26 protein-coding genes and 1 pseudogene are annotated in these 25863 nt (G+C 48.8%); 13 read left to right on the forward strand and 14 right to left on the reverse strand.

Annotated elements, in window-relative coordinates:
* Positions 1 to 13: 13 nt before the first annotated feature.
* The 3 genes from ftsY to RIF25_RS03235 are packed head-to-tail and all read right to left on the reverse strand — an operon-like array spanning position 14 to position 3333.
* Positions 14 to 1537: a signal recognition particle-docking protein FtsY gene (gene ftsY / locus RIF25_RS03225; protein ID WP_322877119.1), complete on the reverse strand. Its 1524-nt coding sequence runs from the start codon at positions 1535 to 1537 to the stop codon at positions 14 to 16.
* Positions 1538 to 1596: 59 nt separating this feature from the next.
* Positions 1597 to 2871, reverse strand: a complete 1275-nt coding sequence (locus tag RIF25_RS03230) for a tRNA nucleotidyltransferase/poly(A) polymerase family protein (protein ID WP_322877120.1) — start codon at positions 2869 to 2871, stop codon at positions 1597 to 1599.
* Between the two features lie 6 nt (positions 2872 to 2877).
* Complete coding sequence (locus RIF25_RS03235; RefSeq protein WP_407682317.1) at positions 2878 to 3333, reverse strand: NADAR family protein; 456 nt, start codon at positions 3331 to 3333, stop codon at positions 2878 to 2880.
* A gap of 581 nt (positions 3334 to 3914) precedes the next feature.
* Between RIF25_RS03235 and RIF25_RS03240 the strand changes: the two genes are divergently transcribed.
* Positions 3915 to 4130 (forward strand): hypothetical protein, encoded by a 216-nt coding sequence (locus tag RIF25_RS03240; protein WP_322877122.1) that lies wholly within the window; start codon positions 3915 to 3917, stop codon positions 4128 to 4130.
* A gap of 8 nt (positions 4131 to 4138) precedes the next feature.
* Entirely contained in the window at positions 4139 to 4474 is a 336-nt protein-coding gene (locus RIF25_RS03245; protein ID WP_322877123.1) for a hypothetical protein, read from the forward strand.
* 291 nt (positions 4475 to 4765) lie between these two features.
* Here RIF25_RS03245 and arsJ read toward each other — a convergent pair whose 3' ends face one another.
* Positions 4766 to 6007, reverse strand: coding sequence for an organoarsenical effux MFS transporter ArsJ (gene arsJ / locus RIF25_RS03250; protein WP_322877124.1), 1242 nt, complete (start codon positions 6005 to 6007; stop codon positions 4766 to 4768).
* Between the two features lie 276 nt (positions 6008 to 6283).
* The gene (locus RIF25_RS03255) at positions 6284 to 7342 is read right to left on the reverse strand and encodes a phytoene/squalene synthase family protein (protein ID WP_322877125.1); all 1059 of its coding nucleotides are present in this window, start codon (positions 7340 to 7342) and stop codon (positions 6284 to 6286) included.
* Positions 7343 to 7569: 227 nt separating this feature from the next.
* Here RIF25_RS03255 and RIF25_RS03260 point away from each other — a divergent pair, with 227 nt between their 5' ends.
* Complete coding sequence (locus tag RIF25_RS03260; protein ID WP_322877126.1) at positions 7570 to 8304, forward strand: phosphorylase family protein; 735 nt, start codon at positions 7570 to 7572, stop codon at positions 8302 to 8304.
* A 465-nt stretch (positions 8305 to 8769) separates the two neighbouring features.
* On the opposite strand, the gene RIF25_RS03265 is transcribed toward RIF25_RS03260, so the two are convergent.
* The 4 genes from RIF25_RS03265 to RIF25_RS03280 all read right to left on the reverse strand — a co-directional run bounded on the left by RIF25_RS03265 (position 8770) and on the right by RIF25_RS03280 (position 12007).
* Positions 8770 to 9069 (reverse strand): NIL domain-containing protein, encoded by a 300-nt coding sequence (locus RIF25_RS03265; protein WP_322877127.1) that lies wholly within the window; start codon positions 9067 to 9069, stop codon positions 8770 to 8772.
* A 48-nt stretch (positions 9070 to 9117) separates the two neighbouring features.
* A complete protein-coding gene (gene cysW, locus RIF25_RS03270) occupies positions 9118 to 9966 on the reverse strand; it encodes a sulfate ABC transporter permease subunit CysW (RefSeq protein ID WP_322877128.1) in 849 nt (282 codons plus the stop codon).
* The gene (gene cysT / locus RIF25_RS03275; protein ID WP_322877129.1) at positions 9953 to 10837 is read right to left on the reverse strand and encodes a sulfate ABC transporter permease subunit CysT; all 885 of its coding nucleotides are present in this window, start codon (positions 10835 to 10837) and stop codon (positions 9953 to 9955) included. The genes cysW and cysT overlap by 14 nt, the downstream gene beginning before the upstream one ends.
* Before the next feature lie 114 nt (positions 10838 to 10951).
* Positions 10952 to 12007: a sulfate ABC transporter substrate-binding protein gene (locus tag RIF25_RS03280; RefSeq protein ID WP_322877130.1), complete on the reverse strand. Its 1056-nt coding sequence runs from the start codon at positions 12005 to 12007 to the stop codon at positions 10952 to 10954.
* A 616-nt stretch (positions 12008 to 12623) separates the two neighbouring features.
* Here RIF25_RS03280 and RIF25_RS03285 point away from each other — a divergent pair.
* The 5 genes and pseudogenes from RIF25_RS03285 to RIF25_RS03305 form a co-directional block, all read left to right on the forward strand.
* A pseudogene (locus RIF25_RS03285) lies at positions 12624 to 12911 on the forward strand (IS1/IS1595 family N-terminal zinc-binding domain-containing protein); the annotation flags it as partial.
* Positions 12912 to 13092: 181 nt separating this feature from the next.
* Positions 13093 to 14208, forward strand: coding sequence for a metal ABC transporter solute-binding protein, Zn/Mn family (locus RIF25_RS03290; protein ID WP_322877131.1), 1116 nt, complete (start codon positions 13093 to 13095; stop codon positions 14206 to 14208).
* 9 nt (positions 14209 to 14217) lie between these two features.
* Complete coding sequence (locus RIF25_RS03295; RefSeq protein WP_407682306.1) at positions 14218 to 14982, forward strand: metal ABC transporter ATP-binding protein; 765 nt, start codon at positions 14218 to 14220, stop codon at positions 14980 to 14982.
* A gap of 38 nt (positions 14983 to 15020) precedes the next feature.
* On the forward strand, positions 15021 to 15860 hold the full coding sequence (locus RIF25_RS03300) for a metal ABC transporter permease (protein WP_322877133.1): 840 nt from the start codon (positions 15021 to 15023) through the stop codon (positions 15858 to 15860).
* A gap of 307 nt (positions 15861 to 16167) precedes the next feature.
* On the forward strand, positions 16168 to 16377 hold the full coding sequence (locus RIF25_RS03305; protein ID WP_407682307.1) for a hypothetical protein: 210 nt from the start codon (positions 16168 to 16170) through the stop codon (positions 16375 to 16377).
* A 103-nt stretch (positions 16378 to 16480) separates the two neighbouring features.
* Here the strand turns inward: RIF25_RS03305 and RIF25_RS03310 are convergent, their stop codons facing one another.
* The 3 genes from RIF25_RS03310 to RIF25_RS03320 form a co-directional block, all read right to left on the reverse strand.
* On the reverse strand, positions 16481 to 17149 hold the full coding sequence (locus RIF25_RS03310; protein WP_322877135.1) for a histidine phosphatase family protein: 669 nt from the start codon (positions 17147 to 17149) through the stop codon (positions 16481 to 16483).
* Positions 17150 to 17320: 171 nt separating this feature from the next.
* Positions 17321 to 18784: a M16 family metallopeptidase gene (locus RIF25_RS03315; RefSeq protein WP_322877136.1), complete on the reverse strand. Its 1464-nt coding sequence runs from the start codon at positions 18782 to 18784 to the stop codon at positions 17321 to 17323.
* Between the two features lie 48 nt (positions 18785 to 18832).
* Positions 18833 to 19783: a bifunctional riboflavin kinase/FAD synthetase gene (locus RIF25_RS03320; protein ID WP_322877137.1), complete on the reverse strand. Its 951-nt coding sequence runs from the start codon at positions 19781 to 19783 to the stop codon at positions 18833 to 18835.
* 139 nt (positions 19784 to 19922) lie between these two features.
* Between RIF25_RS03320 and RIF25_RS03325 the strand changes: the two genes are divergently transcribed.
* Both RIF25_RS03325 and RIF25_RS03330 read left to right on the forward strand, forming a co-directional pair.
* Positions 19923 to 20423: a DUF1269 domain-containing protein gene (locus tag RIF25_RS03325; RefSeq protein WP_322877138.1), complete on the forward strand. Its 501-nt coding sequence runs from the start codon at positions 19923 to 19925 to the stop codon at positions 20421 to 20423.
* Between the two features lie 61 nt (positions 20424 to 20484).
* Positions 20485 to 21126 carry a DUF4129 domain-containing protein gene (locus tag RIF25_RS03330; protein WP_322877139.1) on the forward strand — a complete coding sequence of 214 codons (642 nt, stop codon included), beginning with the start codon at positions 20485 to 20487 and terminating at the stop codon, positions 21124 to 21126.
* An 11-nt stretch (positions 21127 to 21137) separates the two neighbouring features.
* Here the strand turns inward: RIF25_RS03330 and RIF25_RS03335 are convergent, their stop codons facing one another.
* Positions 21138 to 22430 (reverse strand): ABC transporter substrate-binding protein, encoded by a 1293-nt coding sequence (locus RIF25_RS03335; protein ID WP_322877140.1) that lies wholly within the window; start codon positions 22428 to 22430, stop codon positions 21138 to 21140.
* Between the two features lie 189 nt (positions 22431 to 22619).
* On the opposite strand from RIF25_RS03335, the gene RIF25_RS03340 reads away from it, so the two are divergent.
* The 3 genes from RIF25_RS03340 (at position 22620) to RIF25_RS03350 (ending at position 25464) form a co-directional block, all read left to right on the forward strand.
* Positions 22620 to 23489, forward strand: coding sequence for an amino acid ABC transporter permease (locus RIF25_RS03340; protein ID WP_322877141.1), 870 nt, complete (start codon positions 22620 to 22622; stop codon positions 23487 to 23489).
* Positions 23490 to 23701: 212 nt separating this feature from the next.
* A complete protein-coding gene (locus tag RIF25_RS03345) occupies positions 23702 to 24181 on the forward strand; it encodes a Dps family protein (RefSeq protein WP_322877142.1) in 480 nt (159 codons plus the stop codon).
* Between the two features lie 104 nt (positions 24182 to 24285).
* Entirely contained in the window at positions 24286 to 25464 is a 1179-nt protein-coding gene (locus RIF25_RS03350; RefSeq protein ID WP_322877143.1) for a DUF4350 domain-containing protein, read from the forward strand.
* A gap of 53 nt (positions 25465 to 25517) precedes the next feature.
* Here the strand turns inward: RIF25_RS03350 and RIF25_RS03355 are convergent, their stop codons facing one another.
* Positions 25518 to 25700 carry a hypothetical protein gene (locus tag RIF25_RS03355; RefSeq protein ID WP_322877144.1) on the reverse strand — a complete coding sequence of 61 codons (183 nt, stop codon included), beginning with the start codon at positions 25698 to 25700 and terminating at the stop codon, positions 25518 to 25520.
* Positions 25701 to 25863 lie beyond the last annotated feature (163 nt).

Below are 25863 nucleotides of genomic sequence, written 5' to 3' on the forward strand. Positions count from 1 at the left end.
GCGGTTGGGGATACTAACTACTCAATAATGCCTCAACAAACTCATAACTCGAAAAAGGGCGTAAATCCTTAATTCCTTCCCCGGCCCCAATGAAGCGAATCGGTAAGCCTAGCTCTTGGACTACGGCGAGGGCCACTCCCCCTTTGGCTGTGCCATCGAGTTTGGTAATCACTACCCCTGTTAATTGAGCCGCTTCCGCAAACACCTGGGCCTGGCGCAATCCATTTTGTCCGAGGGTAGCATCTAAAACCAAGAGGGATTCAATGTGGGCATCGGGAGCTTTCTTATCCACAATCCGGCGAATTTTCTTGAGTTCTTCCATCAGATTTTGTTTGTTCTGCAACCGGCCGGCCGTATCAATCAAGAGCAATTCACAGTGGCGGGATTGGGCTGCACTAATGCCATCAAAGACCACCGCCGCCGGATCTGTATTTTTGCCAGGGTTAGCAATCACCTCGACTCCACTGCGAGCGGCCCAAATTTTCACCTGTTCCACTGCCGCGGCCCGAAATGTATCCGCCGCCGCCACTAAGCAGGGATAACCCGATGTACTGGCCACATGGGCGATTTTGCCAATGGTTGTGGTTTTGCCGACTCCATTCACCCCCGTCATCAGCCAAATATTCAACCGTTGTTTTTGGGGGGCAAAGTTGGGATCATAGCCATTTTGGAATGGTTCTTCGAGGACATCCCGGAGAATTTGTTTGAGGTAGTCTATGGCCTGGTCGGCGGGGAGGGCATCTTGACGGATTTTGGTTTGCAGGGCCTGAATAATTTTGTCTGTGGCTGCGACTCCAACATCGGCCTGGAGCAAAAGGGATTCAATATCTTCAACCGCATCAGCCCCTAATGGCCCACGCCCAACAACGGCTTTGAGTTGATTCACCAGGCCCCGACGAGTTTTACCTAAGCCCTGGCGGAGTTTTTGCAACCAAGTAATTTCTTCAAGATCCACATCTTCGGGACGGCGACCCTGGCTGGCCAAGACTTCTGCTGACCACAAAAAGCCTTCATCGAGGGCCAAGGGGATTGCGTCTGGCTCAGTTGTCGGTGTCGGTGTTGCTGGGACAGTTAAATCGGTTATTTCACCCACTGGAGTTTCAGGAGAAGGGAGGGGTGGGGAGTCAGGGGCTGTGGTGACGCTAATTTCGGGCTGTGAGGGGGCTTCAGGGATGTTTGTGGCTGAGTCTTGGGGTGTTGGAGGATTATCTGGGGGGGGAGCAATAACCGGGGAAGGAAAATTTTCTGTTGGGTGATTAACTGCTTCAGGGGCGGCTGTGGGAGTGTCAAGGCTGGGGGCCTGGCGGGCTTGGATATTCTGAAAGGCTGTTTTAGCCCAGGCCAGGTAATCCACTTTAGGTTCCGGTTCCGGTGTAGCTTCTGGTTCAGGGGGCGCAATCGGAGAGTCAGGGGGAAGTTTTGTTGTTGCCTCTGGGTCAGGTGTTTCTGGAGCCTCTGTCACAGAAGATGCCGGTTGGTTCTCGACAGTCGCATTTTCCTCAGTTTTACCCAATGCACGGCGAAACCAGTTAAACACGAGCAACCTCAACTCAGGTGGATGAACAGCTTTGTTTCCTTAGCTTACAAGAATTACCGTTATCCCTGATTTCCCCCCGCCTCCAGATAAGCTCTCACCCAGGCCCTAGCTTCCATTGGGGTCATTAAGTTCCCTTGGGCTTGAGCTTCAAGAACATACTGAAGAATTTCACCAATCAGGGGGCCGGGTGTTAAGCCAAAGTCTTGAATTAAATCTGCTCCAGTCAACAAACAAGGGGGGTGGGCAATCGGGTTTTCCGGATCAAGCCAGGCCTGGTGCAGGGATTCAATCTTTTCTGGGGCAATACCACTCCCAACCGCCAACAAGACTAATCCCGGCCAGGCCCGATCAATCTGACGAAACAGGAAAAATTGCCAACGGCGATCATCGGCCAAGCAGGGGGTTAATTGGGACAGACTGGCTAAAAGGGCTTGAATGAGTTTGATTTCGCGGTTGCTATAGGTGAGGCAGCTGAGGGTCTGTTGAATGATGGTTGGTTCCGGTTGGGAGTGGAGTAAACAGGCCAACTTGCTGAGGTTGCCAAGGGTGCGTTTGCGAGGTTCCCCAGGCCCGGGATTAGTCAGCAAGGGTTCGGCTAAAAATGAGTCTAAATTTTGCCACTGAGGAGCTTTATCGCGCTGCCATGTTTCCAGTCGGGCTAGATTTTGTAAACCAGTCTCATCAATTTGGGGCAACCAATGGGCAAACCCACCATCTTCCCAGGCCCAGCGCAGATAGACATGGCTTTGGGGACTGGCGAACAAATAACTCAGTTCAGTTCTAATCCGTTCTGGGGCGACTTGGGCTAGTTGCCGGGCTGTGGTTTGGAGGGCTTGCCGGGTAGCGGGTGTAATCGTAAATCCCAATTGACTGGCCTGGCGGTAGGCCCGCAACACCCGCAGCGGATCATCACGCAAATTTTCCTGAGAAATCATCCGCATTTGTTGCTGGGCTATATCGACACATCCCTGGAGCGGATCGATAATCTCTTGAGTTTGGGGATGGTAGGCAATGGCATTAATCGTAAAATCGCGCCGGTGTAAATCGGTTTCTAGGGAATCTCCCACCTGTTGGGCAAAGTCAAGGGTGGCCTGGGGAAAGACAATCCGGGCAATGGCGCGCACCTGATCCAAGATCACAAAACTAGCACCATATTTCCGGGCTAACTGTTGGGCCAAGGGAATAGCTGGGGCAGGAGTAACAAAATCTAAATCTAAATCCCCTTGGACAATCCCCCGTAAGCCATCCCGCACCGCCCCACCAACCAAATAAGTCCCGGCCGGCAAATCATCAACCGCAATTGGCCAATCAGTGGGATCGAGGGGATTCATCATAGGGTTTTAAGGGGAATTTTCCTGACGTAGTTCTTGGCGCAATTGCATCAATAACCGCCCCAGATGATTCAACCCTTGACCATTGGCCCCACAGCCCCAAAAACTATCCACAGGGGAATTTTCTACTAAATATTCGTCGCCGGTTCCAAGCAAAACCCCTTGAATATCGGCATGGGCCTGAAACTTTGCTTTGATGGCCGCATACATCACCTCTAGCTTGACCTGTTCCCAATCGGGCCGGAGGGGGTGGCGGGGATCTCGGCCAATTTGGGCTGCTTCACCGGGAGTTGGGGCTAATTGAATCTTTTGGGATAGATAGGCGTGGCCGGTATTGATAAACTTTTGGGACTGGTAATAATGCTCTGCGGTTGGCCAGTAAATACCGCCTAAGTTAAAGCCATGTCGAGAAAAATTAGAGAAACAGCCATAGGGATGATCAATGTGATAAAAATAAATCGTCATTAGATAGTTTTCGGCTGTCGGGCCAGGCCTGGGCAAAGCAGTCTCTCACCCTCATATCCTAAATTGCTTTGGCCGTAATCTCCATAGCTGACTCTCAACCCGAGCTTAGTAAGGCCAGACCTGAGTGATTTCTTAGAGGATTTACCAACTTTCTGCAGATGCTTGAGCAGTTGTCGTCATTGGCCTGGAGATTTTGTCTGGACTTCCTTAGAGAGGATTCGATACCAGACTGGTACAGCTACAAACCTCAAGTAACCTATTTCAGAAAGATTTAAGAGTGTGGTGCTGCAAATGGATACTAAAAGTGCTTTATCATGTATCTAATAAAAGATTTACTTTGTTATGCCGACACCAAAAACGCTGTATTCTAAGAATTAAGAACTATCGTGATATAAAGCTTATTGGTTCTAAGTTTCGATATTCTAATTGAATCAACCAAGAGTTTCGAGAAAGATATTAGCAAGCTGGATGGGAATGAAAGAACTATTACGATCAAGAAAATAAACGAATGCACTAGTCTATTTCTCAATGATAAGTCTGTGATGTATCGGAAGTTACGGCGTATTCATCCCTGGCTGGTTATGAGTCGCTATGATTTATCTCTTTACGCATTGAGAGTTATGCGGAAATTCATAGTTATTCTTACTATTGACGAAGACCCAATTTTTGGGCAAGTAATTTTTACTCTTTTTCGAGTTGTTAAACATGATGATTTTGGCAAAGCCTGTCAGGATATTGCACAATCTCTATATCAACAGGTAGTTCATGACGATCTAGATATTGCCCAAGTTTCATAATATCTGTTATGGCTCAAACCTTAACTTTTTGTGATGAATATGGAATTATTTATCAAGTAATGAGAATTTTGCCCAGTGATCAATTAAAAATCAGATTTGTTGAGGCATTGGCTGAACTCGAAGATCATGAATGTCATAGAAAAAGAACTTTTCCAAAGACAAGGCTGCATAAGATTAAAGGGATAAAACAGGCGATCTATCGGGCGGATATTGACAAAATATCAGGTTGGCGTATTCATATTCAATATCTAAATGGAAAAAATTATCTCAAAGATATTATTGAAGGACAAAAACATGATGATGTACTTGATATAATCAAATCTAAAAAAGGACGTTATGATTAAAGAAGATGAAAATGAAATTTACATATTCTGTAAAGTAACCAACTTTAGGGGTAATAATTGACTCGTTTTTTCTAAGTAATGTCAATTTTTTACAGACATAACTCCTCCTTTAAGAATTAGATCTGCATTTAAGCCCCTTACCAGAATCAAGAGATGCTCATAGCACTTTCGGTATCCATGTGAAACAGTCAATCCTTTACTAGATAGAATATACAGAAATTGAATGCGTACCAGTCCAAGCGAGGATCGTCATATCCTACAAAAACAACAGAATGAAAGGAGGAATGTTTTTTAGGTTCCTAGGGGCCTCGGTTCTGGATTCGGAAGTTTTAAGGTAATTAAGCCTGCCACCAAAACAAATACCAACGATACCCATAAACAACCTCCCAGGCCCGCCGTCTGATACACCCAACCCGAGAGGACAGTCCCCAATAGTCTCCCTCCAGAATTGGCCATGTAATAAAAGCCGACATTCAGGGCCACCTTGTCATCGTCTGTAAAGGCTAATACGAGATAGGAATGGACTGCTGAATTAAAGGCAAAAATCACGCCAAAGACTAACAGCCCAACAATAATCACAAGATTGGGGTTCAGAGCCGTTTCTAAGGCCATGGCAATCAATCCGGGGATGGCGGTTAAGGTAAATGTCCAAAAGCGAATCGTGGCTGCTTGGGGGGCCTGGCCCTGGTTAAACCGATTGAGTAAGGTGGGGGCAAAGGACTGCACCAGGCCATAGCCAATCACCCAAATCGCTAAAAAGCCCCCGACTTGATAGAACGACCAACCCAAGACACTCCGCAAAAAAACAGGCAGGCCGACCACAAACCAAACATCCCGGGCCCCAAACAGAAAAAACCGGGCGGCCGAAAGAATGTTAATCTCCTTACTTTTAGAAAACAATTGTTGGAACTTCACTTTGGCTTTGATTTTCCCCATCCCCGCTGGCAATAACAGCCCCGTCAAGAGGACAATCGCCAAGCCCGCCGCCATGATCCAGAGGGACTGTTGAAACCCCACCCAGCCCAGCAACAAGGCCCCGACAAAGAACCCCACCCCCTTGAGGGCATTTTTCGATCCCGTCAGAATCGCCACCCACTTGAATAATTGACTCTGGGCCGTTTGGGGAACGACTAAGCGAATTGCACTTTTAGAACTCATTTTCGTCAGATCCTTAGCAATCCCCGAAAAGGCCTGGGCCACCATCACATAGGGGACTGCAAAGGCGATGGGCCAACTCGGTTCGAGGGGGGACAACATCACCAAGGAGACAATCTGGAGGGCAATGCCGCTGTAGAGGGTGAGTTTCAATCCAAATTGGGAGCCAATCCAACCCCCGAGAAAGTTAGTGATGATGCCAAAGATTTCATAAAATAAAAATAATAGGGCAATATCGAGGGGAGAATAGCCAATTTGGTTGAAATAGAGGAGCACCAACATCCGTAAGGCCCCGTCAGTAATCGTGAAGCCCCAGTAGGCCACCGTCACCAGCACATAATTGCGGAGATTAGCCACCCCTGTTTTAGCTGCTCCCATCACCTTGCTCCAGACTTAGGACTAGAATGGATTGCTCACCTGATACATCCCCAACCCGGCCCAGACAACACCACCCGGCCATCGGCTTAGCCCAGATCTGTGATCCCGAAACCACCAGGATATTGGCAAAACAAATCAAATTTTATTGATATATACTAACCTAAAAAATCCTAGTCCCATGTATGGAAGTTAACATTGCCCCCCCGGCCTGGTGTTCGTCCAGCGGATCAGCCCGGAATATTGGGCGGATTTAGAGAGAGCGGGTTGAGGTTAGCCCTAAGTTGCAGATCCCAAAATAAACGGCTTCTGACGAACTTGGGCAATCAGCCAGCGCAAACTGTGATTACTCAAGACAGAGATTGGCCCCATCAACATCAGGGACTTCACTTCCGCCCGACTAATTTTTACCGTACCGCCCGACTCCAGCATCGCCGTAGATTGGGTAATATCTCGCAGGGTGGCATAGGCAAATAACAGGGGCAGGACACAAAACAACCGAATTGGGACGGCGGCTTTGGGGACTGAGAGGAGGTATTCCTGGGCTTCATCTAAGTCATGCCAGGCCAGGGCAACTAATTCTTTAATGGCAGCATGATTATTTGGTTTTAGCTCAGGGCTGAGGAGCAATTGATGACCACTACCTTGGGCCGCAAGGGACTGTTCAGGGATATAGATCGAGTTTTCATGTTCCGCGTCCCAGGCAATATCTTTAAGAATATTCACGGTCTGGAGGGCTTCCCCAAAGGCCCCACAGCGTTTTAAGAGAATTTGATATTCATCTTGCCCAATGGAAAAAGAATGTTCATGCCACAAATCGGTGAGGAGGTAGCCCACGGTTCCGGCCACGTAATAGCAATATTCTTTATATTCATCCAGGGTTTTAATCCGAATCCCCGTGGGATAGAGATTGACAAACTTCTTCATCCCATGGACCATCTCACTCACCCAGCGTTGGACGTGCTGTTGGGAGGTTACAGGCAAGGTGCGAAACAGGGTAAACACCAGGCCGGTGTTGGCAACTAACCGAATGTGGGCCGCTTCCCCTTCTAAGTTTTGGGCAATTCGGCCGTAGTTGTCCGCTAAATGAGGACTATCAAAGCACTCCAGTAAGTCATCTAAGAGGAGGGTTTTTGTGGCAATGCTGGCAACGGGATCATCTTCGACCGTATCGGCAATCCGACAAATTAAATAGGCAATTAAAACCGCCCGCCCCAAGGTTCCTGGTAAGAAGCGAATACTCAAGGCAAAGGTACGAGAGACTTCCGGCAAAATCTCCTGACAGAACCGCTCGGCTGCCCGCACATTAACTGGAGATTCCAATGCCATCTGAACCATAAGGTTTAACTCCTACACACAAATTTATATAGCCTTGGGGACAACTATATTAAGTAAAATTAACAGATACCATAAACCTTGCCGCTAATCTAGTAAAGTCCCGGTTGGAGAGTGGAAATTAAGCCCCTCTACAGATCCTCTACTGCCCGACTGGGCCGAGTTTAAGGGTTGTTTTACCCCCATAATGGCGATAACTTGGTTCACACCACTTTACCGAACTTTTTTCTGTGACAAATTTAGACTCGGCCAGTTTTTCAAGCGGCAACCTACCCCCCCAACAGTTTGCGATTCTTGTTCCCCAGGGGCAAGAACACCAGGCCATTGTCAAGGGTCTGAAGCAAGTGCCAAGGAACTTGATCCAGCTTATCCCGATTCCTTTGGGTGTATTGGCGGTGCAAGCATTCCTAGAGCAATGGCAACCCAGCCCGGAAATTCACGGCATTTTGGTGATCGGCTTGGCCGGGGCATTATCGCACACCTTAAGCCTGGGGCAAGTGGTGGTCTATGAATCTTGTATTGGTGATAGGGGGAGAGTGACTTGTGACCCGGCCTGGAGGCAATACCTGAGTCAATATTTGGAAGCGCCTTTAGTCAAAGCCTTTACCAGCCCAGAATTAGTCGCCACCGCCCAGGCCAAGGCCGCATTACACCAAAAAACCGGGGCTGATGTGGTGGATATGGAAGGGGGGCCAATTCTGGACTATGGCGCGAGCTTAAATCTGCCCGTGGCGATGGTGCGGGTCATTTCTGATACGGCGACCCAGGATTTACCAAATTTATCCCAGGCCATTGGGGGCGATGGCTCTCTTAATCCCCTATTACTCACCTGGGCCTTTCTCCAAAAACCCATTGCGGCTGGACATCTAATTACTGGCTCATTGCGGGGCCTGGGAAAATTAGAAAAAGTTGGGCAAGCTCTTGCCAGGGAGCGATCAGGGTTCCTGGTTCGGCCTACAGTCTGACTCGCTTCAGGGCACTTGACGTAAATCTAGGCTGTAGCTCATGACGGTCGTGGAAGACTAGCAACAACAGTTGAGTTTATCGCTTTTGTCTTTCCATGGTCTCACTATTAACTGGAATGACTGTAGTTCCTGATTTCAGTTGAGTTACAGACGTACTCTTGAATCAATCTTTGAACAGTAAACAATAACATCAGTCTGGCAACATTACAACATTAAAAGAGCAATTAATTGATGATCCAGCCATCACCACATCTCCTTGAGAGCGACTCACTGAGGACTCTTATGGGAACCAGTCAGGAAATGCTCTATGGGCAGTCTTTTTAAGATTTCTACTCTCTTAGAATAATCTGCGTAACGCTATAGGAACTCGTTCAAGGCTTTCTGAATCAGGCTGTTAAAGTTGCATAGGAACGTAGCTCCTAGATATTAATCAACCAGGCCGGTGATGATCATTGACCGACTCCATTACCAACCATCAATATCTGTCTCGGGTATGATTTCTAGATTGAGATCATTGAGATAGCTAAGGGCGTTGTCAATTTGGGTTGCTTTTCCGGTCAGTTCTAAATCAAACCAGCCATCTTCCCGAGAGTTGGGAGCCAGCAATGCCCCTTTGATATTGATCGTGAGTTGGAACTTGACAATTAACTCGCAAATCACCGGATCAGATACATAGTTTTTATCAATCCTAACCCGAATGTGTTTTTGGGTTAATCGCTCCTCTCCTAAGGGTAAATCTTCAGCTTCCAGGGGAAATGTAGTCATAAAATTTCTTCCTTCTGCTTATGATGAATGGGCTTAAAACTATCAAGATTACTCAACCTCCTTAATTCTAGTCCGTCGCTCTAGAAGTTCTTGTACCACCAACGTAAACACAGCCAATAGTCCCAAAATTACCGCCGCCCCATAGGCACTTTCAGTCTGGTAGTTTTTGTAAGCTTCTTCAACAAAGAGTGGTAAACTTTGGGTTTTCCCAGCAATATTTCCGGAGACAACGGCCACCGCCCCAAATTCTCCCATCGCCCGGGCATTGGTTAACAAAACCCCATAGAGCAAGCCCCAGCGAATATTTGGGAGGGTGACTCGCCAAAAGGTTTGCCATTCATTAGCACCGAGAATTTTGGCGGCTTCCTCCTGCTCAGGCCCCACTTCTTCTAAGACCGGGATGACTTCTCGGGCCACGAATGGCAGGCTAACGAAGATTGTGGCTAAGACCATGCCCGGAAAGGCAAACACCACTTGGATGTTGTGATCCAGTAACCAGGGACCGAGCCACCCGACCCGACCATAAACCAACACAATCATTAACCCCGCAACAACTGGGGAGATTGAAAAGGGAAGATCAATAATACTAAGGATGAGTGTCCGGCCGGGAAAGCGTTTCCGAGCTAAGGCCCAAGCTGCACAGAGGCCAAAAAACGTATTCACGGGCACGGCAATTAAAGCCAGGCTGATTGTGAGGCCAACGGCCACTTGGAAATCATGGAGCTTCAATGTGTCCACAAAAGGGCCAAAGCCTTTGCTAAAGGCCTGGTAAAAAACATTAGCCGCTGGAATCAATAGGACTAAAGCTACATAGCCCACGGCAATCAGAATTAAGACAATCGGCACCCAGGATTTGCGTTGGGAGTTGGGTGAACTAACCGGCTTATTTGATGACATAGCGTTGCCCCCAGGCCTGGATAAAGTTAATCACAAACAATAAAAGTAAGGACAATAGCAACATGACGGTGCCAATAATCGTTGCCCCCGTATAGTCATAGGCTTCTAGATTTTGAAAGACCAAAACTGGCGCAATCAGATCCTTAAAGGGAATGTTGGAGGAAATAATCACCGTTGAGCCATATTCCCCCACGGCCCGCGAAAAACCTAGGGCAATCCCCGTTAAAATTGCTGGTAAAATCGGAGGTAGTAAAACTCGCCAAAAGGTCTGCCACTGACTTGCCCCTAAACACCAAGCTGCCTCCTCTAATTCCTTTTCGATTTCTCCTAAAACAGGCTGCACGGTGCGGACGACAAAGGGTAAGGAAATAAATACCATCGCGATCCCCACCCCCAAGCGGGTAAAGGAAATCTGAATTCCAAAGGGGGCAAACATTGACCCAATCCAGCCATTGTTGCTATAGACTGTTGCCAAGGTTAAACCCGCAACCGCAGTGGGCAAGGCAAAGGGCAAGTCAATCACCCCTTCCAAAAATCGCTTACCTGGAAATGTATACCGAATCAAAACCCAAGCAATGAGTGTTCCAAACAGGCCATTGATCACCGCTGCAATAAAAGCCGTGACAAAGGTGACATCGTAGGTTGAAAGCGCAATTGGACTGGTCGCCACTTCCCAAAACTTGCCTGGCCCTTCCTGAATTGCTTTCAAGAGCATCAAAACGGTCGGGATCAGGAGCATTACCGCGAGATAGCCCCAAGTGACTCGCCAAGTCCAATGCAAATGCCAGAGCTTAGAAAGCCAGTTTTGAGATTTTGCTCGACTACCGGGGAGCGGTTGTGTCGGTGGAATGGGAGTCGTAGTGGTTGTCATAAGCCTGAGTTAGTTGAGAGCTAGTGGGGGAATGAATCGAACAATCTCAGGAGCAGACGAGATGAATTTAGTAAAATTCCAGGTCGCCCATCTACTCCCCTCAGAATCTAATTTCTACTTAGTGTAAATTTGATCAAAAATCGCTCCATCCGCAAAGAATTCTTGGTTAACTTTTGACCAACCGCCTAAATCTTGCACGGTAAATAGAGTTTTGATGGTCGGAAACTGGCTGGCGAATTCCTTCTCAACGCCTGAATCAACGGAACGAAACCCAACTTTAGCAAATTCTTTCTGGGCCTCTGGTGTGTAGAGAAATTCCACAAACGCCTTGGCCACTGCCTGTGTTCCATGTTTCTCAACATTTTTGTCAACCACCGCGACCGGATTATCAATTGAGATATTGACATCAGGAATGATATAGGTCAGGTTTTCATTATTTAAATTCGCTAAGATGACCTCGTTTTCATAGTTCAGGAGGGCATCTCCCTGACCCTGCTTGGCAAAAACATCTGTAGATTCGCGTGCATCCTTAGCCAGAACAGGAACATTTTTATAGGCAGCCGCCACAAATTCCTTCGCCTGTTCAGGTGTACCCCCCGTCTGAGTTTTTGCGCCCCAAAGAGCCAGGAAATTCCAACGCGCCCCACCGGATGTTTTTGGGTTAGCGGTAATAAAGGTATTTCCCGGTTTAGTCAAATCTGCCCAGGTTTTAATGCCTTTGGGGTTGCCATTACGGGTGATAATTGCTGCTACAGATTTCGAGACAATGCCATTATTCGGGGCTTTTGTGGCCCATTCAGGACTGGTTAAACCCGCTTCGGCAATTTTATCCACATCGGTTGCCAGGGCTAGATGCACCACGTCGGCTTCTAAACCGTCAATCACGGCTCGAGTCTGACTGCCAGAACCGCCATAGCTCTGCTTGAAGATCACGTTTTGATTATGTTCTTTCTGCCATTTCTCTTTGAACAGGGGAATGATTGCATCGTGGGCAGCTTTGGTCACCGCGAACGAAACTAGGGTAATTTCAGCATCGGGTTTCGCTTCAGTGGCTGTTCCGCCTCCTTGGGGAGAATCACTCGGGCCACAGGCAGCAACTAGCCCCGTTAAGCTGACTCCAGCAATAAATAGTGCCACCCACCGCTTTAGCTTTCGCCCAAAACCGAACATTACAACCTCCTATCAAACCTATGCTTTTCAAATACTTCTACCGGCAAAGCCTACGAATAAAAGCTTAATTGACTAATCTACGGTAACTCGGCCGGAAATACGAACGTTATCATCCTATCCAAAGATTGTCCATTTGCCTAGGCCAATTTGGGACTTTTTGAGGCAAGAGGGAGGGATGTCAAGGAGCTGTGGGGAGATCAGCATTTTCCATAGGATGATACCTAACCTATGTGGTTCTCACAATTAGGCAAGGTCGAGCAGGACTTTATTCGTGATACTCACGGACTGCTTCCGGTTTCAGAGTAGTCCCTTAGTCCTGAACTCCGAGGAATAGTCATTTTGCTTAGGAGTGAAACACAAAAAGACTTGAAACCCATACAAGTAGTACTGTTGAATGCCTCAGTTTTGGCAGAAATGGCTATAAAGGCAGCGATGCTGATATTGGCCTGGACGACAGCTGATGAACAGTATTGACCGTCCCAAGTTTTAAAGCTGATTATCCCTGAGATTTTTGGGAGTCTTCAAGGTCGTGAATTTGTGTTGTTAGCTGTCTTAAGGTAATGACAGAGGAGTAATGTAATGATAAAAACATAGATGATCTCACAACGTGTTGCCTATGCCTGCCTGTCCGATTTGTACAACATCCCAAACTGTTAAAAATGGCCATATCCATAACGGTAAGCAACGGTTCAAGTGTCAAGATTGTGGCCGGCAATTTGTGGAGCGACCCACTAAAAAAGTGATTGACTTAGCAACGCGGGAACTGATTGATCGCCTACTCTTAGAGAATATTTCTTTGGCTGGGATCGCTCGCGCTGTCCAGGTTTCTCCTCAGTGGCTCCAGAATTATGTCAATGAGAAATATGCCCAGACACCTGATCTAGGGCCAGGGAGAAGTCGCAAAAGACGGACTCAAGATCCAGAGTCAATGGCTTAATTCAATGTCACTGGCCCACTCACTCGGTCGCGAGTAAATTGGAACTCCTGCGATAAGTTTTCATCCTCTCCTGTCAAAAATATCATTACTTATGTAATACTGGTGGATGTCTGAACCCTGAATCCTCTAGTCTTTGGTAGAAAAGATAATGATTAAGTCTTTGTCGAGCCAGCCTCACCCCAGTCAGCAATTGTCCAAACTAGCCCCTCTCCTGGGCATGATGGCCGTAATTGCGGGTTGTCAGGGAGAACCGCCCACAGCCAATGCCCCGGCAGAACCCAAGATGAAGGTGATTACGACCTTCTTGCCTATGACCCAGTTTACAAAGGCTGTGGCTGGAGACCGGGCTGAAGTGATTCAACTATTACCGACCAATGTTGGCCCTCATGATTACCAGGCCCGTCCAGAGGATGTCCAACGCTTAACCCAGGCCAATGTCTTAGTCAAAAATGGCCTGGAGATGGAAAGCTTTTTAGACAACATCATCGCCAATGCAGAAAATCCGAACCTGAAGGTGATTGATACGAGCCAAGGGGTTAAGACGATTACCAGTGCATCCATCAGTGGTGAGGCCGATAATCACGATCATGATCATGACCACCATGACAGTGAAGCTGGCACAACCAAATCTGCTGAGGGACATCATCATGGCGAGTTTAATCCCCACATTTGGCTGGACCTAAAGCGTGCCATTGTCCAGGTGGAAAATATTCGCAATGGTTTAATTGCTGCGGATCCAGGGGGAGAAGTAATCTATCAAGCTAACGCTGCTGCCTTTATTACTCAGTTACAAAGCCTTGATCGGGAAATTACCACCCTACTGCAACCCTTTCAGGGTAAAACCTTTGTTGTTTTCCATGATGTTGCCCCCTATTTTGCCCAAAGTTATAACCTCAAGGCGACCTATCTAGTAGATATTCCCGAAGATAATCCCTCTCCGGCCGATGTTAGTCGGATTACTAAAGCTGTTGATGGGGCAAACCTGCGGGCTATTTTGACTGAACCCCAGGCCAATGAAAATACCTTTGCGGCCCTCGCTCAGGACTTAAATGTTCAAATCAGCATATTTGATCCCATGGAAACCGGCCCAGAAACAGCGGTAGAACCTAGTTATTATTTGAATACGATGCGTAAAAATGCCCAGAACTTAACCATCGCGTTTGGGGGCAAAGTCAAATCCCAGCAGATCCATTGGCTGCCGGGCCATCTGGCGATTCTTCCAGCTCAGGTTAGGCAGTCCCAGATGGTCAAGGTTGGATTTTAGGAGTTAGGCTTGGTCGAATCTGTGCTTGCTGTTGAAGGCTTAACCGTTGTCCGCGGTCAAAACACCGTGGTTGAAAACGTCTCATTTAAGATTTGTGCGGGGACAGATACGGCAATTGTCGGGCCCAATGGAGCCGGTAAAAGTACTCTCGTCCAGGCCATCTTAGGGATTCTGCCCCATCAGTCTGGACAAGTCCAAGTCTTGGGAACACCCCTGAGTACTACGGGTTGGTTGCCTATGGGTTGTCGTCAGCACATTGCCTATCTGCCCCAAAACTTTTTAGTGGATCGGCGGATTCCCGTAACGGTTGGGGAATTGGTTGGCCTGGGTTGGGGGGGGAGGGAGTGGGAAATTCCCTGGTTAAAATTGCCCCAACGGCGGCGGGCGGTTCACCAGGCCTTGGCCCGTGTCAATGCCAGTCATCTCTATCACCAGTCCATTGGGCATTTATCCGGTGGGGAGATCAAGCGGGTCTTGTTGGCCTATTGTTTGGTATTTCCGCGGCGGTTACTGATTTTGGATGAAGCTCCAGCCGGCCTGGATGTGCGGGGCGAAGCAGATTTTTACGACCTCCTCTATCAACTCAAACGAGAAGAAGATTGGGCGATCCTGCAAATTTCCCATGATCTGGATATGGTGCGCCGCCACTGTGATCAAGTCCTATGCTTAAATCGCCGCTTACTCTGTCAGGGAACGCCGGATGTGGCCCTAGCCCCAGAAACCCTTGCCCTCGCCTATGGGACAGAGTTTGTTCAATATCGTCATACCCACTAGGTTTGGGCCAATGTCCACCATCACCTGTTTGGTTATTTATGTCTCTCAGTGCTGAGTTAACCCGGATTATTGATCTGTTTCAACTCCCCTTTATGCAACGGGCCGTGCTGAGCGGGATTTTAACCGGCCTGATGGGGGGGATTTTGGGGAGTTTTACAATTCTGCGCCAATTGTCATTTTTTAGTGATGCTCTCGGACATTCAGCCCTGTTGGGAATTAGCCTCGGCTTATTTTTAGGGATTAACCCCACCCTGATGCTATTACCCTTTGCAGTATTTTTTGCCCTTGGAGTGACTTACCTGTTAGAGAAAACCCAGTTAAGCTCCGATGCTCTGCTGAATATTATTTATTCATCCTCCTTATCAGCAGCTATTATTCTCCTGAGTTTCATGGGAACCTATCGGGGCGGGCTGAATAATTTGTTATTTGGCGACATTTTGGCGGTGCGGAACATTGAGTTAGCGACTAGCGGCATTTTACTCATCCTTTGCGTGGTTTTTATTGCCTTAACGGTGCGGACTCAATTATTGATTACTCTCCATGAACCCTTAGCCCAGGCCCAGGGTATTAATGTCTATTGGCAACGTAACTTCTTTATTGTCCTTTTGGCCTTGGTGGTGGCGGTTTCAATTCGGGCCGTGGGGGTGTTGCTCATTAGTGCCTTTATTGTCATCCCGGCCTGTGCTGCCCGGTTGCTTAGTCAAAAGTTTAGTACCTATGTGGTTCTTGCGGCTCTTTTGGGGGCCAGTAGTGCCGTGATGGGGATGTTAGTTTCTGCTGCCTTCAATTTGCCCTCTGGCCCGAGTATTGTCTGTATGCAAATGTTCATTTTTATCAGTGCGGCGATTCATCGGTCTCTCAAATCATTAGCCCATTGAACAGTCTTAGGGGCTTGATTGGCTTTGAGTATAGACGTTCCAGATTAGTGAGGATGTTCAAACTTGGGTTCTGGGTGGGCTTCTCTTTCCCGATTCAGGATGGGCTAGGCAGAGATTAGAAAGGGTTTTGCTGCCCGAATGTTTGAGATTTTGATGAGTCAGAACGACCGGCGTAACGCTATAGCCTATGATAGACACAGCATTTGGATTGGCAAGCCTAGGGCATGATCAGGGCTTGTGAGTGGTGACATGATTCGGGTTCTTGAGCAATCATCGCCATTGAGAAAAAACGTATTAACCAAGGTAAATGACTGTGGTCAATCCCAAAAGTTATCTCTATCTCGGCGTGGCCTGTGTGGCGTTTATTGCGGTGACGGGCTGTATTTTTGAACTGAGTTCAGGAGAGGCGCAATTAGGGTTTATCCCCACGCTGATCATTTTGAGTTTAAGTATCCCGCTCGGCCTGGGAACTTTTATCGCGGCGGTCAAGGCAGGGCGATCTGAGAGTGATGAATAGATGAATAAAGCCCCAAACCTAACTCCTAGGGGTTTTGATTCCTGATTGGAGGTGTCTGGGACTTATTGATCGTTGCTGTGTAGGGTCTGCTAACTAGGGATATTTATTGCCCCAGTTTAGCCCACTCATCGGGCAGAACTCTAGCTAAAATTTCAAAGCTGCCATTACCACTGGGTTTCAGGATGTAAGCAGCTCCCTGGGGTTCTGGATAAATTCCCGTTGCCGCATCAAATACATCATCATGGCCAACAATAATGGTGTTGGTTTTCGCAGGTGGTACAGCCGTGAGCAAAGGCATAATTCCCCGCCGCATTTCTTGGATTTGAGCTTCCGTATACTCTTCTGCAGGGGCAAAATTTAAGCCAGGCCGCTTCTGATACGTCCCAAATGCCAGATCCGCCGTTTGCCAGGCCCGGCAATATTCACTGGAATAGACTTGGCCCACAGGAATTTTTAGGGACTGAAAAGCCTTGCCGATAGTCCGTGCTTGTTGCCAACCTACCTCACTAAGCATCCGCTGCGTGTTGCAGTATCCCATTTTGGCCGTGATCTGGTCAGCATAGTCAATCTCAGTTTGTCCATGACGAAAAAAGATGATATACCCCCCCTGACGTAGGGCATTGAGAAGTGCCGTCCCAGTAAGTTTATTTTGAAAGGCTGGAGCTGCACCTTCACCCCCTTCTCCACCTTGGGCTATCCAGCTACTGACCCCTGAACTGGTTAAAAGAGTAGGTGTGACTGTCTTGGAAGCAGCTTCAGGGACAGCTGCCATGGCACTTTGACTGATGCTAGAACTAGTCAAGAGTGATACACCAACTGCAACCCAGATTTTTGTTTTCATACTTTTTTGTGAATTAAAGATGACAATAATTATCAATAACAATGTATCACAGATTTCCGCAGTAGCTACCGATTCCGTTATATGGCTGGAGCGACTTGTTCCCTAGTTAAGGTTGGGGATCGTAATCTCAATCTCTTGAATTGGCTGGGGAAATTGGGCCAGTTCTAGGGCGAGGGCGGTTTGGTTGCCCACAATCAATGTCGTTAACTGCTCTGGCTGGAGATGGGCCTGGGCCACCCGTTGAACATCGGTAATTGTCGTCGCTTTTACCCCCTGTTGATATTGAAAAATATAGTCACTGTCATAGCCAAAATAGTCATAACGCATCAGCCGATAGAGGGTTTGGGCGGGACTGCGAAAGTTGAAGATAAAGGAGTTCAAAATCGCATCCTGGGCATAGGCTAATTCGTTCGCTTGGATGGGTTCGGTTTGCAGGCGGCGGAATTCCTGTTGGAGGGCATTGAAGAAGGCTAAGGTTGCGGCTGTTTTAGTTTGCCCCATCCCAAAAAAGACCCCAGGATAGTCATATTCAGGGTTCCAGGCCGCATAGACTGAGTAAGCCAGGCCCTGTTGGGAGCGAATTCGATTAAATAGCCGCCCGCCAAACCCATTCAAAACCCCGTTCATGACATAGAGGGCAAACACATCGGGATCTCGGAGTGTATCCCCTAGGTGGCCGGTGTAAATATAGCTTTGGCTCAGTTGGGGTTGATTGATGAAGAATGTCCCTATGGGTGGCTGCTGGTCAATGGTGGGAATGGGCGGCAGGGCCGGGGGAGTGGGTTGCCATGGGCCAAACTGGGCTTGAATGAGGTCGCGCATGGCGGGGGGGTCAAAGTCGCCGACAATTCCCAAAATCATCTGACTCGGCTGGATATAGGTCTGGGCAAACTCAACGAGGGCCTGGCGATCAATGCGCTCAAGGGTGGCATATTCCGGGCGGCGGCTATAGGGGCTGTCGGGGCCATAAATCAACCGATAAAACTCACGACCGGCAATGGATTCTGGCTGATCATTACGGCGTGCAATTTGTCCCCGGCGGCGTTGTTTGGCCACGGCAATCTGTTCTAGGTCAAAGGCTGGGGCCTGGAGTATTTCTGAGAACCAAGTGAAAACATCAGGGGTATGCTCGCGCAAGGCCGTAAAGCTAACCTGTCCGGCCGTGACCCCAAACCCCGTTTCAATGGTGGCAGCCCGATCCGCTAAGAGCGTATCCAGTTCTTCAATGGGATGGTTACGAGTGCCCCCGTTGCGAATTAAGTCCCCGGTCAAATCCGCCAGGCCAGCTTGATCCGCCGGTTCCCAACGACTGCCAACTCGGATTAGGGCAGTGCCGCGCACAATCGGCCAATCATGATCTGGCAATAAATATACCGTTAAGCCATTGGCCAGTTGGTAACGTTCATACTTGGGGAGGGTAATTTCAGGCAGGGGCGGAAAGGTAAGATCTTGATAGTGTTTAGGACTGGCAGCAAGGGTCAAAGTCGGGCCTCCCCAAAAGAAGAAAAAGGTCAGGAACAGAAGCAGAAGCGTTGCATAGCGGACAGTCTGGCGATTGCTAATCATGGCTGGGGCTAGGGGGAATTATGAGGAGGTGAGTTAAACGGTCTGTAGTTAAACAGTCTGTTTGGTCGGGGTCAGATTTGTCTCTAACCAATGCCGGGCCTGGTGGCAATCTTGGCTGATTTGTTGGCGTAACTCTGTTAGGGAGGCAAATTTTAATTCAGGACGGAGGAAATGATAGCAGTCAGTCCGTAAAACCTGGCCATATAAGTCTCCCGCCCAATCCAAAAGATGCACTTCCGCCGTCAGATGTTCTCCAGACACTGTGGGGCGATTGCCCAGATTTAAGACCCCCGGCCAAGGCTGCTCCCAACCATCTCCCTGGACAGTCACCACATAAACCCCTTGGCGGGGCAAGAATTTTTCTGGCTCTAGGGCTAAGTTGGCGGTGGGAAATCCTAATGACCGTCCCAATTGCTGCCCCTGGATCACAGTCCCTTGCAGACGATAGGGCCGCCCCAGGAGTTTTTGGGCCAGGGAAATATGCCCCTCCCCCAAGGCCTGGCGAATTGCCGAACTACTAATCCGATCCGGGCCAAAGCGTTGGGGTTCAACAATCACCACCGGAATCCCAAACTCCCAGGCCAGGTTTTGCAGGTCTGCCGCTGTCCCGGCCCGTTTGGCCCCAAAGCCAAAGTTAAACCCCACCGCAATAAATTCTGTTTGGAGTTGATTAACCAAAATACTCTGGACAAAGGCTTCGGGACTGAGTTGAGCTAGGGCATGGGTAAAGGGAATCCGAATCAGTTGTTCAATGCCAAGGCCCGCTAAGATGGGCACTTTTTCGGCTAAGGGGGTGAGTAGGGGGCGGGTGATTCCCTGAAAAAAGGCCTGGGGATGGGGGGTGAAGGTGACGAGGGCCCGCTGGAGATGAGACGGGGCCTGGGCCAATGCCCCAATCACCGCTTGATGCCCCAGATGTAACCCATCAAAGTTTCCTAGGGCAATGGCTGTTTTATGATCAACATCTTGCAGATCAGAGGTGACCAACACTGGCCCCATAGTCTTTGCAATCCTTAACACTTTAGTTTGAGCTTAACCTGACAACCTCCCTCGCGTCCTCCCATACCGTCACAAAATCCATTGAAAAATAATGCTACCGTTATACCGTAGGGACAAACCTGAACTAAAGGAGCCTGGTATGAGTACCCTGATTGTGGTGGACTTTGATAACCAATACAAAGCCAATGAAGTCTTGCTGGAGCTTCTAAAACTCCAACGGGAACACCTCCTAGACCTAGAAGACGCAGCGGTGGTTGTGCGCACCCAAGAGGGGAAAATTAAGATTAACCAAACCCAGGATTTGACCTTGACCGGGGCCTTAAGCGGTGGCTTTTGGGGACTCTTACTCGGCTTGATTTTCTTTAACCCCCTCTTGGGCTGGGCGGCTGGCCTGGTGGCTGGGGCGATTTCTGGCAAATTTACGGATATTGGTATTGATGACAACTTTATCAAAGAACTGGGGGAAACCCTGACTCCGGGCCACTCCGCCATTTTTACCTTGGTGCGCCAGGCCACCCCTGATAAGGTTTTAGAAGAGATTAGTGGCTATGGTGGTAAAGTTCTGCGGACATCTCTGTCTAAAGAAGATGAAGCTAAGCTCCAAGAAGCCCTCAACAAGGGTAACTCAGGGGAAGCCTAAGAATTACAGTCCCAGGCCTGGTGGGGGTATCTAAAACTAAGCTGCTGAGAAGGTGACAAATTTGGCTCTTAACCTCCCTGATCAGGCCCGCTGGGAACTGGATCAACAATGGCGACAAACCACAGAAACCTTAGCCTATTGGTGGGAGCAATTTCTGAGTGCGCCCCAATCCGACTTTCAAACTGACCTCAACTGGCTTGAACCCTTGGCCAAATTGCTGGCGGTGTTGTTAGTGGGGCTAGTGTTGGGAGTCGTTCTTGTTCGTCTAGGGCAGTGGTTGTGGCGAAAATGGCCAAAGCAGCAGGCTACCTCCCCCACCGGAGATTTGCTTTCTGTGATGAGTTCCCAATCGGTTCAAGCGTGGTTACGCCAGGCCCAGGCGTCCCAAGCCCAAGAGGACTATGGTACTGCTTGTCGAGCCTATTACATGGCCTTAATTTTGCGCTTGCGGGCCGGGAATTGGTTGAATCGGGGTGAATTTTTCACAAATGGTGAATATTGGCGGGATCTCGAGGTAGCTTGGGCCTTAGGGCAACATCCCCCCCGCTTACGGCAACCGATCCAACAACTTTTTCAAACCCATTCCCGGCTTTATTATGGTGGTCAAGATATTTCCCCAGAAACCATGGCCCAATGCCGAGAGGCTTATTTTCAGGTGGAGCCAGATCTGATCAAACCATCACCACCGCCCAAAAGCCCTTAGGTCTTCAAGATTCAAGAGGCACTAACGCGACTGTCCCAGGCCTGGGCTGCATCGGCTAGGGCTTGCTCGACCGTTTTTTGCTTGAGCATCGCAGCTTGGATATTTTCGTAAAGAGCTTTTTGCAGTTGCTTCACATCCTTAACGGCCGGAATTAAGATCGCGGCTTGGTTCATCTGTTTAGCGCTGACGGCCCTGGCTATTTGAATTGGAGTGGCAGCGGCCGGCAAATTGGTGAAATAGGGATCCTCTAGGGCCGCCACTGTAGAGGGTAAAACATTGGCCGCTTTGGCAAAGTCCAGTTGATTTTGATTATTGGTCACAAAGAGGGCAAACTTGACGGCTAATTCCGGCTCTTTTGTGTCTTTGGGGATGACCAGATTCATGGCGGCGACATTTTTTTTGCCCGTCTCACCCGTAATTTGGGGACTGCTGACCGAGACTTTGGCAATGCTGGGGGCGTTAATTTCGACCGTATTCAAGAATTCAGGACTAGAGAGGAGGATCGCCGTTTGCCCGGCCTGGTATAGTTCAATACCCTGGCGATGGCCTTCCGTGAGAATCTGGGGTGGCAATAGATCCTGCTGATAGAGATCCACCCAAAACTGGACTGCGGCTTGACCGGCCGGACTATTAAACGCAGCTTTGCCCTGACTATCCACCAACTCCACGCCCATCTGCACTAAAGACTCCATCAATTCAGCCGAATCTTCAGGAACAACGGTAATAAAGAAGGCATATTTCCCCGTTTTGGCTTTGATTTGACGGGCGGCCTGGGCTAATTCCGCAAAGGTTTGGGGCGGTTGGCTAATCCCGGCCTGGGTCAACAGTTCTTGGTTAGAAATCGTAATCCGAGAGGTTAAGTACCAGGGCAGCCCAAAACTTTGCCCATTCAGGGTTAATGCATCCCAAATCTTGGGCAGATATTCTGCTTGCTGGGCCGCCGTCACCCGGCCATTCAGGTCTAACCAGGCCTTGCGGGCGGCCAATTGGGAAGCAAAATCTGGATTGAGATTCACCACATCCGGGGCCGTTCGGGCAGAAACCGCCGTGAGAATTTTGCTTTGCATTGCCGTCCAAGGTACATCTACCCAGCGCACCTTCACCCCCGGATGATCTTGTTCAAAGGTAGCAATGAGTTGATTGAAGTAGTCCGTAAACTTGGGCTTCAGTTGCATCGTCCAAAATTCAATCTGTGGCCCGGTGGTCGGCGGTGGCCCGAAGCAACTGGGTAGTAGGGTCAAGCTCATCCCCAGGAGGAGAAAACAAAGCCAACGACAGAAGCGATTTCGGAACAAGGGGGCCATAGAGAATCTCACCAAGAAACGGTTTGGGGGACTGGCTTGAGCGGCAAATGCTTAACAAATCGCAGCATAATGATCACGATTCTACAGGAGTCAGATTAGGCCTGGAGTCTCTGCTCGCGTAATTCTTGGTCAGGCAGTCAGATTATGCTAGAGTCGAGAAAATTTTTCCCTCTGCTGTCCGGTGCGCCTATGACGGTACAAGCCCCTGCCTCTTTCCCAAACCCTTATAGCCCTACTACTCCGGCCTGGGTCAGGATTGCCAACTGGATTTTTTTTCTTGTGATTGGCCTGGGGGTCATTGCCTTTGCCACCTATTTATTTAGATTTCGACAAACCATTGCCCTCTATGGCCCATTTCTCCTCCGAGCGACAATCACCACAATTCTCATTTCAATTTGCAGCATGATTTTGGCGGTACTTTTGGGCGCGCTCGGGGCCTGGGGTAAGCTATCAGGCCGAAACATCCCCCAAGCCATCGCCACGGTCTATGTGGAATTTATTCGCGGCACACCCACTCTCGTCCAGATGTTGATTTGGGGGTTTGGTGTTGGTGGCCTACTCTCCCAGTTGGGCTTTGATCCGCGGCAAATTGCCTTTAATGTCATGACCCTGTTACAGAGCAATAGCCTGGTCTCGCCCCTGTTTAACTTTATTTTTTACGGGATCATTGGCCTGGGGTTTAACTATGGAGCTTATCTGACAGAAGTGTTCCGCTCTGGGATTACCACCATTGATAAAGGACAAACAGAAGCTGGCTTAAGTTTAGGGATGACCGGCCGCCAAACCATGGGCAGAATTATTATTCCTCAAGGTTTAGCCCTCATCATTCCTCCCTTTACGAATAATTTTATTACCCTGATCCAAGATTGCGCCTTACTTTCAGTCATCGGTGTGCCAGAGTTGCAAAACATGACCAATTCCTTTGCTAACCCTATTACCAATGGAGATACAAAGCTGTTTGTCTATGTCTTAGGAGCCTTGTTCTACCTCAGCCTCTGCTATCCTCTGTCCTTATTGGCACGCTATTTAGAACGGCGGATGTCCCAAGGCCTGGCCTAGAAGATTATTGGAGTGCCTGGGTTTGCTCTTTGTTAATCTTGCTATATAAAGTCATAACGACTATGATTAAGAAGTGCGTCATGGAGTCTTGTCCTCAGGTTGTGTCCTTTGCCCCAGGCCCCCATGAACTATTGCGCTACTCCCATAGAATTAGGTGAGGACAGATTTAACGGGCATTGTTACTGAAGATTTGAACTTTAAGGAGAACTGCTATGGTCGCTACCCTGACTAAACCTGACAACGCTGTGGTTGCCACCCTCAATCGTCAACAGGCCAATGCTTTGGTTGCTTACCTCAACTACAAAAAATATCATTGGCTCACCTTTGGCCCCCTCTTTCGGGATTTACATTTGTTATTTGAAGAACAGGGGGGTGAAGTCTTTGCCAGCTTGGATGAATTGGCTGAGCGCAGTTTGATGTTGGATGGTCAACCCATTGCGGATCCGGCCGACTATATTCCCGCCGCCACCGTCAGCCCGTCCCAAGGGGAGTTGAACCCGAAAGCGATGCTCAGTGAGGCCATTGCCACCCATGAATTGATCATTGGGGAAATGCACGTAGATGCTGAAGTTGCCACCGCGGCCGGTGATATTGGCACAGCGGATCTTTATACTCGCCTTGTCCAAGTCCACCAAAAACATCGTTGGTTTCTGAAGGAATTTTTGACCAAAGGCGATGGCCTGGTGAGCTAAGGTTGAGAGTGCGGGGCCTGGGAGTTTTTGGGGGGGTGAATTGCCTCTCGTTTCCAGGCCAGTCCTGAGGGTGTTCTAAACTCAGCCTTAACTTTCACTTGCCAATGAGCCAAGCTGCTAATCTACCCCGCCCTAAAAACGCCTCTCGCCAGATTTTTGTCTGGTTGTTTGGCCTGGGGGTTTTGTTAGTAGTCGCCCTGATGATTATGGCCCTGGCTCCATCAGGAAAAGCAGGCTCAAGTTTGGATCGCTCCCCCTGGGGCAGTCGTGAATTTTTTCAGTATCTCCAGGAGCAGGGAACGCAAACTAGCTCAGTCCAACGCTGGCAACGGGCTTACAAAAACCTCTCTGGTCGCAATCAAGTTCTCTTCCAAATTACCGATCAACAGCGCTGGCAAGACCCCTGGAGTTTAGATCCGGATATTGAAAAATGGCTGGCTCAAGGGAATACGCTAATTCGCTTTACCTGGGGAGGAACAGTTAGAAGTCCAACTTCCCAAACCCGCTTGAGCACTCCCCAAGGGCCTGTGGCAGTGGATACAAGGCGGCGGATGAATGTGGCTGATGAGTCAGAAAACGTTGATCTCGGCCCTGCCATAACAGTTTTAGGAGATGATGCTGGAGCGGTGGCCTGGTCGGTCAAAACAAAGGCCGGGGGAAAAATTTTTGGAGTCTATCCGTGGTTAGTGGCTAATGCCTACAGTGGTTTAAATTCGGCGAACTTTGCTTATTTTGCCGCACTGGCCCAGGCCAAGGGTGAGAAAATTTGGTTTGATGAATGGTTACATGGGTATCGGATTAAAGACAGTGAAGATTCATCTCAGAATAGCTATGGCAGTATCTGGGACTATTTACGCCGGACTCCTTGGCTGCTAGTGCTGATCCAGGCCATAGTGCTCGGATTGATCCTGCTCTGGGGTAAAAATCATCGCCTCGGGCCCTTAATTCAAGCCCATGAACCGACCCAGGCCAATAGTGAGCAATATATTCAAGCCCTTTCGGGAGTCCTCCACCAAGCCCAGCATCATGATTTTGTCCAGGCCCAACTGAGTCAACGCTGCCGACAAGAACTAGCCGAGAAATTAGGCTTACGGGGGGCCTGGTCAGGACATCAACAGATTGTTACTGATCAGGAATTAGCCCAGGCCTGGAGTTTGCACACTGGAGAGGATCCAGGGAAGGTGTTATTGGTGCTTGGCCCGGTTCCCGAAAAATTAAGTGAACAGGAATTATTAATTTGGCTTAACCAGGTGGGGAAGATTCTCCAAGGCCTGGTCAGCTGATCAACAACCGTAAAGCCTGAAAAAGGAAGTTGGGATATGGGTGTTGAGCAAGATTACTGACTAACGGCACGACGAAAGTATTTGAGTAAATCCTGCTGCGGCACAACCCAGCATAATTCTTGCCGTTGCAGCGACTTAACGAGAACAACCTCTTGGCGTAGGGCCGCAATTACAAAGGGTTCCGAGCGAAAATACAGGGTTTCACCGACTGCAAAGCTAGGTTGAATTCGGGGCATAAGGCTCGCTAACATAAAATCTATTTTCTCAAAGCACTTAGGGAGTCAATGGTGAAGCGGTCTTTAGCTTACCACTGTCTATACTTTGCCCCATTACAGCGATGAGGGTCTTCCCCCGTCTAGGTGAACTTAGCTCCTCTGTGTGAGTTAAGCTGGATTGCTT

Source organism: Pseudocalidococcus azoricus BACA0444, from assembly GCF_031729055.1.
Taxonomy (GTDB): Bacteria; Cyanobacteriota; Cyanobacteriia; order Thermosynechococcales; family Thermosynechococcaceae; genus Pseudocalidococcus; species Pseudocalidococcus azoricus.